The organism is Pseudomonas sp. C2.3V, from assembly GCF_058536325.1.
In genome coordinates, this window is record NZ_JBZUBN010000001.1 from 1,180,589 (window position 1) to 1,197,843 (window position 17,255).

16 protein-coding genes are annotated in these 17,255 nt (G+C 57.0%); 8 read left to right on the plus strand and 8 right to left on the minus strand.

Annotated features, from left to right (window positions below; translation table 11 throughout):
* Positions 1-188: 188 nt before the first annotated feature.
* Together relA and mazG are read left to right on the plus strand one after the other, a co-directional pair.
* Positions 189-2,432 carry a GTP diphosphokinase gene (gene relA, locus AC4LF3_RS05585; protein WP_010797458.1) on the plus strand — a complete coding sequence of 748 codons (2,244 nt, stop codon included), beginning with the start codon at positions 189-191 and terminating at the stop codon, positions 2,430-2,432.
* 86 nt (positions 2,433-2,518) lie between these two features.
* Positions 2,519-3,352, plus strand: coding sequence for a nucleoside triphosphate pyrophosphohydrolase (gene mazG / locus AC4LF3_RS05590; RefSeq protein WP_239382935.1), 834 nt, complete (start codon positions 2,519-2,521; stop codon positions 3,350-3,352).
* 20 nt (positions 3,353-3,372) lie between these two features.
* Here the strand turns inward: mazG and AC4LF3_RS05595 are convergent, their stop codons facing one another.
* Positions 3,373-4,296, minus strand: a complete 924-nt coding sequence (locus AC4LF3_RS05595; RefSeq protein ID WP_239382934.1) for an aspartyl/asparaginyl beta-hydroxylase domain-containing protein — start codon at positions 4,294-4,296, stop codon at positions 3,373-3,375.
* 259 nt (positions 4,297-4,555) lie between these two features.
* Here AC4LF3_RS05595 and AC4LF3_RS05600 point away from each other — a divergent pair, with 259 nt between their 5' ends.
* Positions 4,556-5,095, plus strand: coding sequence for a DUF2058 domain-containing protein (locus tag AC4LF3_RS05600; protein WP_010797461.1), 540 nt, complete (start codon positions 4,556-4,558; stop codon positions 5,093-5,095).
* Between the two features lie 16 nt (positions 5,096-5,111).
* On the opposite strand, the gene nosR is transcribed toward AC4LF3_RS05600, so the two are convergent.
* The 3 genes from nosR to AC4LF3_RS05615 form a co-directional block, all read right to left on the minus strand.
* Positions 5,112-6,455 carry a response regulator c-di-GMP phosphodiesterase, NosR family gene (nosR, locus tag AC4LF3_RS05605; RefSeq protein WP_491834913.1) on the minus strand — a complete coding sequence of 448 codons (1,344 nt, stop codon included), beginning with the start codon at positions 6,453-6,455 and terminating at the stop codon, positions 5,112-5,114.
* Between the two features lie 118 nt (positions 6,456-6,573).
* Complete coding sequence (locus AC4LF3_RS05610) at positions 6,574-7,218, minus strand: YciC family protein (protein ID WP_219652852.1); 645 nt, start codon at positions 7,216-7,218, stop codon at positions 6,574-6,576.
* A gap of 35 nt (positions 7,219-7,253) precedes the next feature.
* Positions 7,254-7,832 (minus strand): cysteine hydrolase family protein, encoded by a 579-nt coding sequence (locus AC4LF3_RS05615; RefSeq protein ID WP_219652851.1) that lies wholly within the window; start codon positions 7,830-7,832, stop codon positions 7,254-7,256.
* 132 nt (positions 7,833-7,964) lie between these two features.
* Between AC4LF3_RS05615 and AC4LF3_RS05620 the strand changes: the two genes are divergently transcribed.
* The 3 genes from AC4LF3_RS05620 to AC4LF3_RS05630 all read left to right on the plus strand — a co-directional run bounded on the left by AC4LF3_RS05620 (position 7,965) and on the right by AC4LF3_RS05630 (position 10,895).
* Positions 7,965-9,320, plus strand: a complete 1,356-nt coding sequence (locus AC4LF3_RS05620) for a Gfo/Idh/MocA family protein (protein ID WP_491834914.1) — start codon at positions 7,965-7,967, stop codon at positions 9,318-9,320.
* A 179-nt stretch (positions 9,321-9,499) separates the two neighbouring features.
* A complete protein-coding gene (locus AC4LF3_RS05625) occupies positions 9,500-10,255 on the plus strand; it encodes a DUF2076 domain-containing protein (protein ID WP_010797466.1) in 756 nt (251 codons plus the stop codon).
* A gap of 133 nt (positions 10,256-10,388) precedes the next feature.
* Complete coding sequence (locus tag AC4LF3_RS05630) at positions 10,389-10,895, plus strand: LabA-like NYN domain-containing protein (protein ID WP_112297893.1); 507 nt, start codon at positions 10,389-10,391, stop codon at positions 10,893-10,895.
* Between the two features lie 3 nt (positions 10,896-10,898).
* On the opposite strand, the gene AC4LF3_RS05635 is transcribed toward AC4LF3_RS05630, so the two are convergent.
* Positions 10,899-11,372, minus strand: coding sequence for an Lrp/AsnC family transcriptional regulator (locus AC4LF3_RS05635; protein WP_074827783.1), 474 nt, complete (start codon positions 11,370-11,372; stop codon positions 10,899-10,901).
* Positions 11,373-11,667: 295 nt separating this feature from the next.
* Here AC4LF3_RS05635 and yedA point away from each other — a divergent pair, with 295 nt between their 5' ends.
* A complete protein-coding gene (gene yedA, locus AC4LF3_RS05640) occupies positions 11,668-12,603 on the plus strand; it encodes a drug/metabolite exporter YedA (protein WP_073450362.1) in 936 nt (311 codons plus the stop codon).
* Here the strand turns inward: yedA and AC4LF3_RS05645 are convergent.
* Positions 12,587-13,726, minus strand: a complete 1,140-nt coding sequence (locus tag AC4LF3_RS05645) for a glutathione-independent formaldehyde dehydrogenase (protein WP_491834915.1) — start codon at positions 13,724-13,726, stop codon at positions 12,587-12,589. The genes yedA and AC4LF3_RS05645 overlap by 17 nt on opposite strands.
* Before the next feature lie 308 nt (positions 13,727-14,034).
* On the opposite strand from AC4LF3_RS05645, the gene rhlE1 reads away from it, so the two are divergent.
* Positions 14,035-15,351, plus strand: coding sequence for an RNA helicase RhlE1 (rhlE1, locus tag AC4LF3_RS05650; RefSeq protein WP_491836251.1), 1,317 nt, complete (start codon positions 14,035-14,037; stop codon positions 15,349-15,351).
* A gap of 52 nt (positions 15,352-15,403) precedes the next feature.
* Here the strand turns inward: rhlE1 and AC4LF3_RS05655 are convergent, their stop codons facing one another.
* Positions 15,404-15,874 (minus strand): PA2171 family ribosome-binding persister protein, encoded by a 471-nt coding sequence (locus AC4LF3_RS05655; protein ID WP_010797473.1) that lies wholly within the window; start codon positions 15,872-15,874, stop codon positions 15,404-15,406.
* Positions 15,875-16,010: 136 nt separating this feature from the next.
* Complete coding sequence (locus AC4LF3_RS05660; protein ID WP_491834916.1) at positions 16,011-17,246, minus strand: TIGR03862 family flavoprotein; 1,236 nt, start codon at positions 17,244-17,246, stop codon at positions 16,011-16,013.
* Positions 17,247-17,255 lie beyond the last annotated feature (9 nt).

The following is a 17,255-nucleotide window of genomic DNA, read 5'->3' on the forward strand; positions in this document are numbered from 1 at the left end:
GTCTAGCGAAAAGTAATGAATGAGGGTGAGTCCGGTGTGACTGTATTCGGGACTGTAATGGCCTTTTACATTCCGATCACTCGCAGATCACCTGAATACGTGTTTTTTCGTTTAGCCTGAACCTCGCGTAATCGGCCAGTTGATGGCTGGACTTAAACGGCGCAATAAATAGCGCCGAGGAACGTAAGATGGTACAGGTCAGAGCGCATCAACCCGTCAATAATGATGGCAGCATCAACATCGAGGCATGGCTCGATCACGTCCAGAGCATGGACCCGAACTTCGAGCGTCAGGCCTTGCTGGAAGCATGCGAATTCGCTCGTGCGGCCGAAGCAGAGGCCGCACCCTCCGAACACTTGTGGGCTCCGGGTACCTCCAGTTTTCAGACGGGGCTGGAGATGGCGGAGATCCTGGCAGATCTCAAACTGGATCAGGATTCCCTTGTCGCCGCGCTGATCTACCGCGCCGTACGCGAAGGCAAGGCAAGCCTGGAAGAGGCTGGCAAGCGTTTCGGCCCGGTTGTGGCCAAGCTGATTGAAGGCGTGCTGCGCATGGCGGCGATCAGCGCCAGTCTCAATCCGCGGCAATCAATGGTGCTGGGCACCCAGGCCCAGGTGGATAACCTGCGCCGCATGCTGGTAGCCATGGTGGACGATGTCCGCGTGGCTTTGATCAAGCTTTCCGAGCGTACCTGTGCGATCCGGGCGGTCAAAAACGCCACGGATGAACGCCGCAACCGCGTCGCGCGTGAAGTGTTCGATATTTATGCACCGTTGGCGCATCGCCTCGGAATCGGTCACATCAAATGGGAGCTGGAGGATTTGTCCTTCCGCTACCTGGAGCCGATTCAGTACAAGCAGATCGCCACGTTGCTGCACGAGCGCCGGCTCGATCGCGAGCAGTACATTGCCGATGTCATGCAGCAGCTCAAGCAGGAGTTGGCTGCAACGGGCGTCAAGGCGGATATCAGCGGTCGTGCGAAGCATATCTACTCGATCTGGCGAAAAATGCAGAAAAAAGGTCTGGATTTCAGCCAGATCTACGACGTTCGTGCGGTTCGTGTGCTTGTTCCTGAAATCCGCGACTGTTATACCGCCTTGGGGATCGTCCACACCTTGTGGCGCCATATTCCCAAGGAATTTGACGACTATATTGCCAACCCCAAGGAAAACGGCTACCGCTCGTTGCATACGGCGGTTATCGGCCCTGAAGGCAAGGTGCTTGAGGTGCAGATCCGTACTCATGCCATGCATGAAGAGGCGGAGCTGGGGGTGTGCGCTCATTGGCGTTACAAGGGGACGGATGTCAAATCGGCATCCAGCCATTACGAAGAGAAAATCTCCTGGCTCCGGCAGGTGCTGGAATGGCACGAGGAGCTGGGTGATATCGGTGGCCTGGCTGAGCAGCTGCGGGTAGATATCGAACCTGACCGGGTCTATGTGTTTACACCGGATGGGCATGCCATCGATTTGCCCAAGGGCGCTACTCCACTCGATTTCGCCTATCGTGTGCACACTGAAATCGGGCATAACTGTCGCGGCGCCAAGATTAATGGCCGCATCGTGCCGCTCAATTACACGCTGCAGACAGGTGAGCAGGTAGAAATCATTACCGGCAAGCAGGGTTCACCCAGTCGTGACTGGCTCAACCCGAACCTGGGCTATGTAATGACCTCGCGTGCTCGGGCCAAGATCGTTCACTGGTTCAAGTTCCAGGCCCGTGATCAGAATGTGGCTGCCGGGAAGGCCATGATCGATCGAGAGTTGCTTCGTCTGGCGCTACCGCCGGTGGACTACAACACGCTCGCCGAAAAGGTCAATTACAAGAATGCAGAGGATATGCAGGCTGCCCTGGGCGCAGGTGACCTGCGTCTTGCCCATGTCATGCATGCGGCTCAGCAGCTGGTCGAGCCAGAGAAGGAGACCGATCCACTTGATCTCCTGCAGCGCAAGCCGTCTCCGCACAAGTCGGGCAAGCGGGGCGATGTACAGATCAACGGTGTGGGCAATCTGCTGACTCAGATTGCCGGGTGCTGCCAACCGGTGCCGGGTGATCCCATTGTTGGCTACATTACGCTGGGCCGCGGCGTCACCATTCACCGTCAGGATTGCCAGAATGCGCTACAGCTTTCCAGCCGTGAGCCCGAGCGTATCATTCAGGTCAGCTGGGGTCCGGTGCCTGTCCAAACCTATCCGGTGGATATCCTGGTCAAGGCCTACGACCGCCCGGGGCTGCTGCGTGACGTCTCGCAAGTGCTGCTCAACGAGCGCATCAACGTATTGGCAGTCAACACGCGTTCCAACAAGGAAGAGAACACGGCCAACATGTTGCTTACCATCGAGATTCCAGGGCTGGATGCGTTGGGGAGGCTCCTGGGACGTGTCTCCCAGCTACCTAACATCATAGAAGCCCGTCGTAATCGTGCCACCTGAGCCCCGCCGGAGCCGTGTATGACCATGAAAGGGTGAGCGTAAGCTCGCCCTTTTTATTGACCGTATTTCGATTGTAAGGACGACCTATGTATAGCCTCGACGATCTGCTTCATCTCATGGCCCGACTGCGTGATCCGCAGCATGGGTGTCCTTGGGATCTCAAACAGACCTACGCCAGCATCATCCCGCACACGCTCGAGGAGGCTTACGAGGTGGCCGATGCCATCGAGCAGGGCGACTATGCGCAGCTGCGTGATGAGTTGGGAGATCTGCTGTTTCAGATCGTCTACTACAGTCAGCTAGCCAAGGAAGAACACCGGTTCCTGTTTGCAGACGTCGTAGACAGCATTACCCGCAAGCTCGTGCGGCGCCACCCGCATATATTCCCCGACGGCGATCTCTATGGCCCTCTGGATCAGCCCCGTCTGAGTGAGGAAGCCATCAAGCAGCGCTGGGAGGAAATCAAGGCGCAAGAGCGTGCCGAAAAGGCCGAGGCGCCAGAGCAGCTCTCTCTGCTGGATGACGTTCCTGCTGTGCTGCCAGCGCTGTCTCGTGCGGCCAAGCTACAGAAGCGTGCAGCTGGAGCAGGTTTTGACTGGCCGGGCGCAGAGCCCATCATCGACAAGCTGCACGAAGAGCTGAACGAAGTTATCGAGGCCATGGCCGAGCAGGATCATGAGCACATTACCGAGGAGGTTGGTGATCTGCTCTTTGTGGTGACCAACCTGGCCCGCCATCTCAAGGTCGATCCGGAAAATGCCTTGCGTGGTGCCAACAGCAAGTTCGAGCGGCGCTTCCGCTTCATCGAGCAGGCGTTGCGCGAGCAGGGTAAGCGTCCGGAAGCATGTGAGCTGGAAGAGCTGGATGCGTTATGGGATGCTGCCAAGGCGAATGAGCGAGCGGCCAAAGCGCCCCGTTGAGCGCTTTGGCACAAGATAGGTCAGCCGAAGATCCACTTCAGTAGTAGGGCAAAGACCAGAATGGCCAGTACAGGCTTGAGCACCTTGTATGCCTTGGGGTGGCGACGCTTGAAGCTGCGAACCATGCCACCAAAGGCATCACCGAAGCGCTTGCTGAAGGCATAGGCCTGGTTGATACCGCCTACACGTTCTCCATCAACGTTCTGTGGAGCAGTGGCGCTGCCCAGAAAATAGCTGACGCGACGGTTGATGGCAGTCAGTAGACGCGAGCGGAGCGGACGTTCGATATCGCAGAACAGGATGACCCGTGTCTGCTCCGTTTCGTTCTTGACCCAGTGCACGAAGGTCTCGTCGAACATGACGTCCTCACCATCCCGCCAGGCGTAAGGCTCGCCATCTACGTAGATCCGGCAGGCATCCGAATTGGGAGTCGAAAGTCCCAGATGGTAGCGCAGGGAGCCGGCGAAGGGATCACGGTGCGGGTTCAGATGGCTGCCGCCGGGCAGCAGCGCAAACATGGCACCTTTTACATTAGGGATGCGACTGACCAGTTCGACGGTCTTGGGGCAGAGCGTCTGGGCTGAAGGCAGCGGCTCGCCATACCAGGTCAGGTAAAAACGCTTCCAACCCTTCTTGAAGAAAGAGCCAAAGCCCGCATCGTTGTTTTTCTCGGCGGCGCGAATATAGCCTTCGTCGAACAGGTGCATGGCCTCTTCACGAATGACCTCCCAGTTGTCCTTGAGCACATCCAGCTCCGGGAAACGCTCACGATCAAGGTAAGGCTTGGAGGGTACGCTAGAGAACAGATACATCAGGGAATTGTAGGGCGCGAAGACCGCAGAATGATTGACCAGCTGACGCAGGAATGGCAGGCGTGAGCGGCCGCGCAGATGTACGAACAGTACGCTGGCAACGAATAGGGCAAGAATAATAAAGGTAATCATGGGGCTCGGCTTTTCAGGTTGAGCTGGTTAGCAGGCTAAGCATTTCAGTGGCGTAGTGTGCCAATATTAACGCGCTGACTGTATGGTGGTGATTATTTCACTCTATACCCATGCTTGCACTGCGCAAAATCAATGCACAGGATGGTTGGCGAACATTGACGATTCCGATTGTCGGCTGGCCTAGGGGCCGACCGTCCGGGTACTATGCGTCTTTTAACGTAACATGCCCGCCCGACGGGCTTTAGAACGAGTTGCACCCATGAGTATGTCTTTGCGCGACCAGCTCCTGAAGGCGGGTTTGGTCAACGAGAAACAAGCCAAGCAGGCTACCAAGCAAAAGCAGAAGCAAACCCGTATGGAGCACCGCGGGCAGGCTGAGAAGGATGAGTCCCAGAGACTGGCTGCCCAACAGGCCCAGGCTGAAAAGCTTGCCCGGGATCAGGAGCTTAATCGTCAACAGGAAGAAAAGAAGCGGCGCAAGGCTGAGCAGGCTCAGATCAAGCAGTTGATCGAAGGGAGTCGCCTGCCAAAGCTTGAAAGCGACGATTACTATAATTTCGTTGATGAGAAGAAGGTCAAGCGCGTCCCGGTCAATGCCTTGATGCGTGAGAAGTTGAGCAAGGGTAGCCTGGGGATCGTGCGACACGAAGGCCGTTATGATGTAGTACCCCGCGCAACGGCTGAGCGCATCCAGGAGCGTGACCCGCGTCGGGTCGTGTTGCTCAATGTGCAGAATGAAGCGCCAGATGCGGACGATCCATACGCGGCGTATCAGATTCCTGACGATCTGATGTGGTAAGCCAGGATCCGGCCGCTTATGCGGCCGAGTCTCTTTGGGCAGGAAGCCTGGCAAGCACTGTGTAATGTCCGCCTTCGATTTCTTCGAATGCGATCAATTTATCAATCAGAGGCAAGGTCAGCACCTTACCTTCATTCAATAACAGCATGCCGTTATCAGCATGAAGGTTGCTTGCCAGGATCATGCCGGCCCTGAGCTGGTGTGTGCTCAGCGCATGGATATTAGGATCACCAATTCGTACGTGGGGCAGACAGTGTATGCAGGTCTTGATGAAGGGTTCTACGAGTTCAGGATCGTACAGTTTGCCTGCGTATTTACGTATGAATAGCAACGCCTCATCGTGACTCAGGCGTCTATCCATGACCAAGCCCAGCTGTAGCTCGACGAAGTCGATGGCAAGCTTGAGTAACCGAGCGCCTAACGGAATTGCCTCACCCTTGAGGTGATCTGGAAAACCGTTACCGTCCCAGCGCTCCTGATGATGACGAATCAGGTGGGCGCTATCCTGCAGAGGCTCAAGCGCCATCAATAGGGATTCGCTCTTGGCCGGATAATGGCGGTAGGTTTCTCGCTCGTTGGGATGCAGGTGTTCGTAGGGCGTGGTAATCAGCGCATCGCTCCACGGCAGTTTTCCAATGTTGTATAGCGCAGCCGCCATTGACAAGACACGCGTGGTGCTCTCATTGAACGTATATTGCTCGCAGTAGGCACGTATCAAGGCGATAACTTGCGCATTCGCTTGCTTGTCCTTGGGCAGTCGCTGGTTGATAAGTAGGGAGAAGACTTCCGTACTGGTGACATAACTACGATGCAGCTCGGCGAAAGAGAGATCGAGCATGTCTGCCGTTTGCTGAAGCTCGGCAGTACGTGCCTCGACCCGTTTTTCCAGGGTCTCGTTAAGTTGGCGAAGCTGAGCGTTCTGGTCTCGAGTAAGCGCTTCGAGCCGATGCCGCTCATGTCGTGCCTGCTGATAGGCAAGTGCTTTCTGCACATTCAGCCGTAATTCCTCAGGGTGCCATGGCTTGCTGAAATAGTGATAGATCTCGCCTGCATTTATGGCATCGATCAATGTGGCAAGGTCTGGCTGGCTGGTCAGTAGAATACGTAAACAGCCGGGGTTGCGCGCTTGTACGGCAGCCATAAAGGAGGCGCCATCCACACCTGCGATAAGCGCGTCGGAAATAACCAAATCAATAGGGTGTTGATCCAGTAGTGCTAGCGCTTCTGGTCCATTATGGACGGCATAAACCGTACAACTCAGGCTGGCTAGTAAAGCTTCAAGGTGAGAGAGGGTGCTGGGGTCTTCATCAACGAGCAGCACGGTAGGCGATGATACAGGGACAGTCAGGAGCTCGCTCATCGCGACATACTCCGCAAGGCTGATCAGGCGTATTTATTGTTATGGCGGCATCCAGCCCCGCCTGTATGGGAGGACCCGCCTTAAGGGTAGCGGCCGCCTGGCTTGAGACTCGATGGCTTCAAGACGAACGGTCAGCCATCATGAACAGGCGAAATATGGCGATCGAAGAGATGAGCTGGAGCAGACCAGACAGGCTCTGCAAAATGATTTGCAGGGCTGGCGTATCGCCAAATTGACTACTGATCCAGGCATCCAGTAGCCAGGCGGGTAGAAGCGTGATTAGGATCAGTGGCAGCAGGGTCAGGAAATGTCCGCGAGTCTTCTGGAAGCTGGCGCTCATGGCCTCCAGCGGGGCCATGCCACGCAGGACCAGCATGGGCTCGGCAAAGGCAAACTTCACCATTACCAGAAAACCCGGCACGATCATCAGCGAAAAGCCGAGCACGACCAGCGAGGCAACCAGGCCCGCCATGATGGCGAAGCGGGGCCATAGACGAAGGGCATGACCCCACAGCTCGGTAATCGGAGGCATATGGCCGTGGCTACGGGCATTCAGAAACAGGATAAGTGAGCCGGTGTAGATCGGATAGAACATTACACCAACCAGCAGCTCCCAAAGGCCTCCTTCGGTCCCGAAGTGCTGAACCACCTGCCAGCGTGCCACGCTTTCTATGATCAGCCAGGGCAGGCAAAGGATCAGCAGCGAAACCAGGTGGCGGGAGAAAAAATACAGTGCATCGCGCAGGATATTGAAAGGCGTCATGACTCGCTTGTCCGATAAGAGCGGAACGGCTTTTGTCAGCCGTTTTCTGACAGGGTAAAACCGAGGCCTGACAGCAGCTGGGCTGCCGTCATGACGTCGGCATATTCTCGTTGCAGGTTGGACATGGCCATGGCGTGAACCTCTTCGGCGCTTCGGGGAGTGCCATAAAAGTCCGTCTTGGCAAAGGTGTAGCAGGCATCCTCCACTACACGCGTGGCAAACCCCAGGTTGCTGGCCGTCCGGGCAGTTGCTTCCACCGAATTCTCGCTGGCTACGCCGGTAATCACAACCTGCTTGATGCCGCGGGTATGTAGCCAGCGCTCAAGGCCGCTATGGATAAAGGCATCGGTAACGTTCTTCTCAAAGACCATTTCCTGGGGCAACGGGCACAGGCGCGGCTGAAACGCTACGCCTGGCTGGCCCGGTGCGAAAACAGATTGCGGATCACGTGAGATATGACGCACATGAACGATCGGCCAGTGTTGTTCACGCCAGACCATGAGCAGGGCCGCGATCCGCTGCTCAGCTTCGGGGTGGTTACGTGGTCCCAGCGCAGGTGACTGGATACCTTGTTGCTGGTCAATGATCAGTAGGGCAGCGGGCTCTGTGGTCATGAAAGCGCTCTAAGGTGGGGAGCTGGAAACTGTACACGCCCTTGGTCGGTTGTCCATGTCTTGTAACAAACGCGAGGAACTTGCGCGTTTCGCAGGCCTTCTGAACACAAAGCCTACTTTCAGGAGAGCCTTATGAGCAATGCGTCAGATGGTCTGGGCGGACGTCGTAAATTTCTCATATATGCCGGACAGGGTGCGGTAGCAGCCGGTGTGCTTGGTCTGGCCAGCAACAGTGCCTGGGCCCAGAATACGGCTGGCGCTGCCCAGGCGGTGCCTACGGGCGGGGCGGGCCAGCCAGCAGAGCAGTTGCCCAAGCCCATTACACTGCCGCATATGCAGGAAGGCAAAAGCGACAAGACGGACATGCCGGTTCAACTTGGGCGTGATCAGCGTGTCGGGGTTGCAGTTGTGGGCCTGGGAAGGCTGTCGCTTGAGGAGATCCTGCCAGCTTTTGCGTCCTCCAAGCGATGCAAGGTGACCGCGCTGGTCAGCGGAGATCGCGAAAAGGCGATGCGTGTCGCCCAGATGTACAACGTGCCCGAAAGCGGTCTCTACAACTACCAGAGTTTTGATCAGATCCGTGATAACCCGGACGTGCATGTCGTCTATATCGTATTGCCCAACAGCATGCACCATGAGTTCACGCTGCGAGCCGCCAGGGCGGGCAAGCATGTCCTGTGCGAGAAGCCCATGGCCAATTCCGTAAAGGAATGCCAGGAAATGATCGAGGCCTGCGCTCAGGCCAATCGGTTATTGATGGTGGCTTATCGCATTCAGTATGAGCCGCGTAACCGCCAGGTAATGGAGTGGCTGCGCAACGGAACCGGGCTTGGCACTGTGAAGCTGCTGGAGATGGCGAACTGTCAGAATCAGTCCAAGGAAAATGTGGACCAATGGCGGCACAAGAAAGCCTTGGCCGGTGGTGGGGCCTTGCCGGATATAGGCCTGTATTGCCTGAACACCGCGCGCTTTCTGTTGGGCGAAGAGCCGGTCGAGGTGTTCGCCACGCAGTACAGCACGCCGGATGACCCGCGCTTCAAGGAAGTCGAGGAGGCCATGTTCTGGCAGATGCGATTCCCCAGTGGTGTACACGTGCAGTGCATGACCAGCTACTCCACATTCAATTCCAAACGCTATCGGGTCGTAGGGGACAAGGGATGGGTAGAAATGGACCCTGCGTTTTCCTATCGGAACCTTCAGCTTAAGCGCAGTCAGGAGTCGCAGAGCACGACGGAGTTCGTCGCGCCGGTGGTGGAACAGATCAATGCCCCCGACAAGAACCAGTTCGCTATCGAAATGGACCATTTCGCCGAATGCGTCGTAACCGGTAAGAAGCCTTACACCCCCGGTGAGGAGGGTCTACAGGATCAGCGCATCATGGAAGCCTTGTATGAATCGGCGCGAACCGGTCGGCCTGTAAAGCTGGATGAGGTCAAGCAGAAAGATGCCTTCCGCGGCACGCCGCCTAGCAAGGAGGCGTCGAGCTGAATCGATTCTGAATGGCTGCGGGGACAGGATTGAAATATCCGGGGCTGACCGGCATTTATAAAGGGCCGGTCCGCTGGTAGAAACCGATCTGCCAGCGGACCATGAGTCGATATTCACGAACACCTGTGCAGGTCTACGGCGCCTGGGTTTTCGTTTCTTGGCCGTCTTCGGGAGGTCACATGCAATCTGAAGAGAAACAACTGATCGAAGGCCTGTTTACGCGCCTCAAGGATGCGGAGGCTCAAACCGCCAGCCGCGACGCTCAGGCTGAAGCTTATATTCAGGAACGCCTGCATCAACAGCCCGCCGCACCGTACTATATGGCTCAGGTCATCCTGATCCAAGAAGCGGCACTCAAACGTCTGGATCAGCGGGTGCGCGATCTGGAAGCGCAGGTGGCGCAGATGCAGCAGAACAAGCCGAGCAGCGGTGGCTTTCTGTCCAACCTGTTTGGTGGCGGCTCCCAGCAGGAGCAGTCGCGATCGCAGAGTCAGGCACAAGCTCAGGCACCTCGTGGTGGCTGGACCGACCCGGGCCCGCGCCAGGCGCCTTCCTATGGCCAGGCGCCTGGGTATGGTCAGCCTAATCCAGGGTATGGCTACAATGCCGCACCGGCTGCGCCCTCCAGAGCGGGCAGCTTTTTAGGGGGAGCAATGCAGACTGCTGTGGGGGTGGCCGGCGGTGTATTGCTGGCGGAAACTATTTCCAGCATGTTTCACGATTCCCAGCCGCAGGAAATCGTCAACATCATCAATGAAGAACCTGCGGCAGACTTGGCCAGCGATACTGGGGGCCAGGACAGTGGTTTGACGCCAGCCAGCGACGCTGGCGGCTATGATGATGGCTACGGTGACGGCGGCTTCCAGCAAGCCGACTACGGAAGCGACGACAGTGGCTTTTTTGACGATGGCGGGGATGACGATCAGTTCATCTAATCGACCGTTCGAAAGCAAAGGCAGCCCAATTGGCTGCCTTTGTCGTTTCAAGTGACCTATTCTGTAAAAACGGCTTCAGGCCGGTGGTAGAGGAGCGTATCGGGGCGGAGTGACCCGGACAGAAATGACCTTGATGTACGCGACGTTAGTCGATGGGAGTGTTGTGAAGAAGATTGCTGTGTTCGTCGATGTTCAGAATATCTATTACACGGTTCGCCATACGCATGGCTGCCACTTCAATTACGCGAACTTCCTAAAGGAAATCTCGCAACGGGGCGAACTGGTGTTTGCGTCAGCCTATGCCATCGAGCGAGGGGACAGCCGGCAACAACAGTTCCAGCAGATCCTGCGTAATCTGGGTTTTACGGTAAAGCTCAAACCCTATATTCAGCGCAGTGACGGTTCCGCCAAAGGCGATTGGGACGTAGGTATCACAATCGATGTGCTCGATGCTGCGCCCAAGGTCGATGAAATCGTCCTGGCTTCAGGAGACGGTGACTTTGACCTCCTGCTGGAGAAGGTCCGTGAGTGTTACGGCGTTCATACCCGTGTCTATGGGGCTCCTGGTCTCACGGCGCATGCCTTGATCCGGGCAGCGGACGAATACGTCGTCATCGAGGACGGTTTGCTGTTGCGCTGAACATCAGGCGCGGCGGATGGATCGAGCGTCCTCGACTGCCGGATACAGTTTGGCTGGAGTCTGTCTTTCGAAAGGCGTCGATAGAATGATCGACGTCTTGCTCATGCCGTAGCGCATCAGCCGATCGATGAGCGCCTCCAGTTCAGCCATGTCTGCCACGGCTGCCCGCAGCACGATACAGGACTCACCCGTTACGCGATGGCAGGCGATAAGCTGCGGAATCGCGGCCAGCTCATCGAACAGTTTGTCGCTGCTGGTTTTGGTCAGTGTTACTGAAATCAGACATTCGATTGGTTGGCCAAGGGCTTTGAGGTTGACCGACGCGTGATAGCCGGTAATGACACCGCTGGCTTCCAGTTTCGCGACACGTTCTGCTACCGCAGGCGCCGACAGATTAACTCGCCGCGCCAGGTCGGCAAACGAGGCTCTGCCATTTTCCAGTAAGGCATTGATGATCTGTCGGTCATAGTGATCCATACGTCCTCCTGTGACGGTTTGGAAACCTCGCCTGTTTTATCAAAAGACCTTTGAAACGAAGGCGGGGGCGCAGAAAAAACAAGCTTATCGCATTAACGCGCTCGCTTGCTCTTTCTAAACTAATGATCTGGTTCGTAAGCCGCTGATTGACTCTGACCGTATTCAGGATTGCACGCTGCGCCTGGCCGAGAGGGCCGCTTCCTATAGCAAGGAGCCTGCTGCTTGAATACGTTTTCCGGTTCTTGATCACCTGTACGACTCAGCTACCAGGATTTCAATCATAAGAGTTGCCACCATGCCTGCCCGGGATAGCCGTTCGCTGTTGCTTTTGTTGTGTGCTTTTTTCGCGCTCTACGTTATTTGGGGCTCGACCTATCTGGTCATTCGCATCGGTGTTGAGTCGTGGCCGCCCTTGTTGATGGCCGGTTTACGTTTTCTGATTGCTGGCAGCCTGTTGTTTGTCTGGCAACTTTCCCGAGGAGCTCCCATGCCGACACGGCGTGAGTGGGTAGGTGGCGGCTTGGTCGGGTTTCTGCTGCTCAGTTGCGGAAATGGCGGTGTGACCCTGGCCGAACACTCGGGGGTTGCCTCTGGAGTGGCCGCGCTGGCCGTGGCTACGGTACCGCTCTTCACCTTGTGCTTCGGCCTGTTCTGGGGACAGCACAATACCCGGCTCGAATGGGCTGGGATTGGCTTGGGATTCATTGGCATTCTGCTGCTGAACCTGGGCGAGAACATGCAGACGACCCCCCTGGGGGCGGTGATTACCCTATTTGCAGCTGCCAGCTGGGCTTTCGGTTCAGTGTGGAGCCGTCATCTGCCACTGCCGGCAGGGCCGATGGCCAGTGCCGTCGAGATGATTGTGGGCGGAGGCATTCTATTCATTGGCAGCCGTCTCAGCGGTGAGCCGTTGACCACACCGTCGACCATGGACGGCTGGTTGGCGTTGGGGTATCTCATCGTGTTTGGCTCGATCATCGCGTTCAGCTCTTACATGTATCTGCTAAAACATGTACGACCGGCCGCAGCGACCAGTTACGCCTATGTCAATCCGGTCGTGGCGGTGCTACTGGGGATTGTGTTTGCTGGGGAAAGGATAGGTCAGGCGGAATGGATGGCCATGATAGTAATCGTGGCGGCCGTGATACTGGTCGGGCTTCCACAGTGGCGGGCGAGAGGCAAGGCTCGCAAAGCGAACCTTGCCGAGGCGGAAGTCAAGCCGCAGGCTTGAGCACCACTTTGGTCCAGCCATCGTCCCGGGCATCGAAATGCTTATAGGCGTCCGGGGCCTGGTCCAGCTTGAGGCTATGGGAGATGATCTTCGAGGGAGTGGCGCGTCCAGCATGAATCAGGGCGCTTAGACGACGGTTGTAGGCCTTTACGTTGGCCTGACCTGTCCGAATCTGCTGACCCTTGAACCAGAACTGACCGAAGTCAAAGGCCATTTTGCCTTCCTTTGCCAGTTCATTCTGTGCGCCTGGGTCCTGCGGTATGAAAACACCCACTACGCCGATGCCTCCAGTTGCCTTGGTCGAGGCAACCAGATTATTCATGGTGAGGTGATTGGCTTCATGACCATGGCGGTCGCAGCATTGATAGCCCACACACTCGCAGCCGCGGTCCGTACCTCGGCCATTGGTTTTGTTGAGAATCTGTTCGACCGCCTCGCCTTCTGCGCCGTTGATGGCAATTGCCCCCAGACGCTCGGCCAATGCGAGCCGGTCAGGGTGCGTGTCGACCACGAAGACCTGCGAAGCCCCTTTGATCATGGCCGAGTGAGCAGCCATCAGCCCTACAGGACCGGCCCCGTAGATGGCGACTGATTCACCCGGTAAAAGGCCCGCCAGTTCGGTTGCATGCCAGCCGGTGGGAAAGATGTCGGAGAGCATGACGTAATCGTCCTCTTTCTCCTGGGCATCTTCGGGCAGTACCAGGCAGTTGAAGTCGGCGTATGGAACGCGCAGCAGCTCAGCCTGGCCGCCTTCATAAGGGCCCATTTCCGCAAAGCCATATGCCGCACCTGCACTACCGGGGTTGGCGGTCAGACAGAATCCGGTCAGGCCTTTTTCGCAGTTCTCGCAAAAGCCGCAGCCGATGTTGAAGGGCAGGCATACATAATCACCGACCTTGACGCGATCAACACCCGAGCCGATTTCGACTACCTGACCCAGATTTTCGTGGCCCAGGATGCGGCCTTGTTCAAAACTGGTACGGCCTTCATACATGTGAAGGTCAGAGCCGCAGATGTTGGTAGTAGTGATACGCACCAGAGCATCTGTAGGTTTTTCGATCTTGGCATCGGTGACATTCTTGATGCTGACATCACGAGGGCCGATATAAACGACAGCTTTCATGGAGTCTCCTTGCTGGATTGTGCGATATCTGGCTGTGCCAGTCGAATTCATCAGATCCTTGATCGGTAAGGCCATACATGAGGGTTACCGCCTGAGACGTCCAGGGCATCCTTTAAGAGTTGGTCTGCACGAATAGCTGAGCGTTCAAGAAAAGATCCATTAAAGCGGCGTATCCCTCAAAACGGGGTGCAAAAGCGTTCATTCGGCAGGGCAGGAGTCGGCGTTTGTCTACCGCTCCGATGGCCGCGCTCGACGCTACGTTGCTTGGCGCCTACAATTTCGTCCTTTTCTTCATTGCGGTTAGCGTCATGACTTTTGCCGAACTCGGCCTGATCGAGCCTTTGTTGCGTGTGCTCGACGCGCTGGAACACACCACTCCGACTCCGATCCAGGCTCAGGCCATTCCTGCGGTACTCAAAGGCCGCGATCTGCTTGCCGCGGCCCAGACGGGTACAGGCAAGACAGCTGGCTTTGCTTTGCCGACACTGCAGCGCCTCGTTCAGGAGGGCCCGGCAGTCACGGCGAACCGAGTCCGTGCATTGATTCTTGTGCCAACCCGCGAACTCGCCGAGCAGGTTCACACCAGCGTATGTGATTACGCGCAGCATTTGCCGCTGCGTACGGCGGTGGTGTATGGCGGCGTCAGCATCAATCCGCAGATGATGAAGTTGCGTAAAGGGGTGGATGTGCTGGTCGCCACGCCAGGTCGTTTGCTGGATTTGTTCAACCAGAACGCTGTGCGCTTTGATCAGGTACAGACGCTGATCCTCGACGAAGCGGATCGAATGCTGGATCTGGGCTTTTCCCGCGAGCTGGGCGAGATTTTTGTCATGGTGCCCCAGCGTCGGCAGACACTTCTTTTTTCTGCCACGTTCTCTGAAGCCATTCGTGATCTGGCCAAGCCACTGCTGCGCGATCCGTTGACCATCGATATCAGTCCGCGCAACACGACCACCAAGAGCGTCAAGCAGTGGCTGATTCCCGTGGACAAAAAGCGTAAGGCGGAACTGTTCTGCCACCTCTATGCGCAAAAGCGCTGGGAGCAGGTGCTGGTATTTGCCAAGACCCGTAAGGGTGTCGACCAGCTGGTGGAAACGCTGACGCAGGAAGGTATTCGTGCCGAGTCGATTCATGGCGACAAGCCTCAACCGGCTCGTCTGCGTGCGCTGGCTCGGTTCAAGGCGGGTGAAGCGGATGTTCTGGTGGCGACTGACGTGGCCGCACGAGGTCTGGATATTCAGGACTTGCCGCTCGTGGTCAATCTGGATCTACCCATCGTGGCGGAAGATTACGTTCACCGTATTGGACGTACAGGGCGTGCCGGTGCGACCGGTGCGGCCGTTTCTCTGGTAGCTGCCGATGAAGTCGACCACTTGGCAGCCATTGAGACGCTGATTGGACAAACCATTGCGCGACGGGACGAGCCGGATTTCATCCCTGATCACAAGGTGCCGCAAACCGGCCCTGGTGGCGTTGTGATGAAAAAACCGAAGAAGCCAAAGAAACCCAAGGTAGGCTCAGTAAGCGACGCTAAAAGCGGGAAGCCTCTGGGGCGCTGGATCGAGAACGACAAGCCGTTGGTAAAGCCGGTTCGCAAGATGCCGGGGTTCGGCAAGAAGAAGTAGATGATCGTGCAGTCTCTGTAACACCGTCCGGCGTTACAGAGACTGTCAGGGCTCAAGCCGCTTTGCGTGCGTTGAGCTCTTGCTTGAGCGACTTTTTGCGCTCCTGCATTTGTGTGCCCAGCTCGTCCAGCTGGGACGCCAGCAACTCCTGGGCATCCTTGAACATCTCTTCTTCTTCCTCTTCAATGTGATGCTCAAGCAGTTCCTTGACCACTTTCACACGGCCAGAAAACTCCAGGCTATCAGGCGCTGTAGCCTTGATGTGCGGCAACACCAGCGAGTCGACTGCCCGATGCTCTTCAATCGCTTCGTAATACATCTTTGCTTCTTCTTTCTTGCCCGCCGCCTTGAACGCCGGATAGAAAATCTCTTCCTCGATATGCGTATGGAGTGTCAGCTCATGTTCAAGCTTTTGCACCAGATCCTGACGCTTTTTTACGGCGCGCTCGGAGGTGCTGCTCAGCTGCTCAAGAATATCGAGAATGGTTTTATGATCGTTTTTCAGGAGGTCGATAGCATTCATGGTCAGGCTCTCTCATCATAAGGATAAGCACGGTAGTAAGCCTCGTCACGGGCTCTATGAGAGCTGACCATGGGCATGACGAGGCGGTTCGGGGCATCCGACAGGAGGGCTGTGATCAAGGCGCACAATAAGCGATTTACTGCTGCAGCCAGGCTGCAGCACCCAGGCCGGCGGTACGGCCAGTAGCAAAGCAGGCCGTCAGCAGATAGCCTCCCGTAGGCGCTTCCCAATCCAGCATTTCACCGGCACAGAACACGCCCGGCAGGGCGTTGAGCATGAGCTGCTCGTTCAACGCTTCGAACGGTACGCCGCCGGCCGAACTGATGGCTTCCTCGATAGGACGGGGACGGATTACAGTCAGGGGTAACGATTTGATCGCGGCTGCCAGATGCTGCATGTCATCAAACGCCTTGGCGGGAGCCAGCTCCCGCAGCAGGGCAGAGCGAGCGCCTTCCAGTCCGGCATGGGCACGCAGGTGATTGGCCATGGACTTACCTTTGCGCGGCTTGCTTAGCGCCGCGGCAAGCGCGCTCTGTTCCTTGGTAGGCGCAAGGTCCAGGTATAGGGTGGCGGAGCCGGTACGGAGCAGTTCGGTGCGAATTTCAGCCGACAGGGCATAGACCAGACTGCCCTCAATGCCTGTCTCAGTCAGCACGAATTCGCCTTGGCGGCGAGTACCGTCTTTAAGCATCATGGCTACAGGCTTGATAGGCGAGCCGGCAAACTTGCTGCGTAAATGATCGCTCCACTGAGCGACCTCAAAACCGCAGTTGGCTGGTTGTAGCGGGGCAAGGGCAATACCCTCTTTCTCAAGATATCCTGTCCACACCCCATCGGAGCCCAGTCGCGGCCAGCTGGCTCCACCCAGGGCCAAGACTGTCGCGTCGGCGCGCAGGCAGGTTTCCCCCGCCGGAGTGGAAAAACGCAGGGCGCCGTGCTCGTCCCAGCCCAACCAGCGGTGCCGCGTATGAATGCGAACGCCTGCTTCCCGCAGGCGATGCAGCCAGGCTCGGAGCAGAGGAGCGGCCTTCATGTCTGTGGGAAAGACGCGGCCTGAGCTGCCGACAAACGTCTCGATGCCCAGCCCATGAATCCAATCTCGCAAGCTATGACTGTCGAATCCGTCGAGGCAGCGGGAAAGGGCGGTTTCACGCTCGCGGTAACGGGAGCGAAAGGCGGGTTGGTCTTCGGCGTGGGTAATGTTCATGCCGCCTACCCCGGCCAGAAGAAACTTGCGTCCGACTGAGGGCATACCGTCATATACGTCTACTGTTACACCAGTACCGGCCAGAACTTCGGCAGCCATAAGGCCGGCAGGCCCACCGCCGATAATGGCGGCGGTACGGGAATGAGTAGGCACGTGTGGGGACATGACAGCCAT

Coding starts and splice junctions, on each gene's coding strand:
- relA (WP_010797458.1), top strand. CDS start 189: ATGGTACAGGTCAGAGCGCATCAACCCGTCAATAATGATGGCAGCATC.
- mazG (WP_239382935.1), top strand. CDS start 2,519: ATGTATAGCCTCGACGATCTGCTTCATCTCATGGCCCGACTGCGTGAT.
- AC4LF3_RS05595 (WP_239382934.1), bottom strand. CDS start 4,296: ATGATTACCTTTATTATTCTTGCCCTATTCGTTGCCAGCGTACTGTTC.
- AC4LF3_RS05600 (WP_010797461.1), top strand. CDS start 4,556: ATGAGTATGTCTTTGCGCGACCAGCTCCTGAAGGCGGGTTTGGTCAAC.
- nosR (WP_491834913.1), bottom strand. CDS start 6,455: ATGAGCGAGCTCCTGACTGTCCCTGTATCATCGCCTACCGTGCTGCTC.
- AC4LF3_RS05610 (WP_219652852.1), bottom strand. CDS start 7,218: ATGACGCCTTTCAATATCCTGCGCGATGCACTGTATTTTTTCTCCCGC.
- AC4LF3_RS05615 (WP_219652851.1), bottom strand. CDS start 7,832: ATGACCACAGAGCCCGCTGCCCTACTGATCATTGACCAGCAACAAGGT.
- AC4LF3_RS05620 (WP_491834914.1), top strand. CDS start 7,965: ATGAGCAATGCGTCAGATGGTCTGGGCGGACGTCGTAAATTTCTCATA.
- AC4LF3_RS05625 (WP_010797466.1), top strand. CDS start 9,500: ATGCAATCTGAAGAGAAACAACTGATCGAAGGCCTGTTTACGCGCCTC.
- AC4LF3_RS05630 (WP_112297893.1), top strand. CDS start 10,389: ATGTACGCGACGTTAGTCGATGGGAGTGTTGTGAAGAAGATTGCTGTG.
- AC4LF3_RS05635 (WP_074827783.1), bottom strand. CDS start 11,372: ATGGATCACTATGACCGACAGATCATCAATGCCTTACTGGAAAATGGC.
- yedA (WP_073450362.1), top strand. CDS start 11,668: ATGCCTGCCCGGGATAGCCGTTCGCTGTTGCTTTTGTTGTGTGCTTTT.
- AC4LF3_RS05645 (WP_491834915.1), bottom strand. CDS start 13,726: ATGAAAGCTGTCGTTTATATCGGCCCTCGTGATGTCAGCATCAAGAAT.
- rhlE1 (WP_491836251.1), top strand. CDS start 14,035: ATGACTTTTGCCGAACTCGGCCTGATCGAGCCTTTGTTGCGTGTGCTC.
- AC4LF3_RS05655 (WP_010797473.1), bottom strand. CDS start 15,874: ATGAATGCTATCGACCTCCTGAAAAACGATCATAAAACCATTCTCGAT.
- AC4LF3_RS05660 (WP_491834916.1), bottom strand. CDS start 17,246: ATGTCCCCACACGTGCCTACTCATTCCCGTACCGCCGCCATTATCGGC.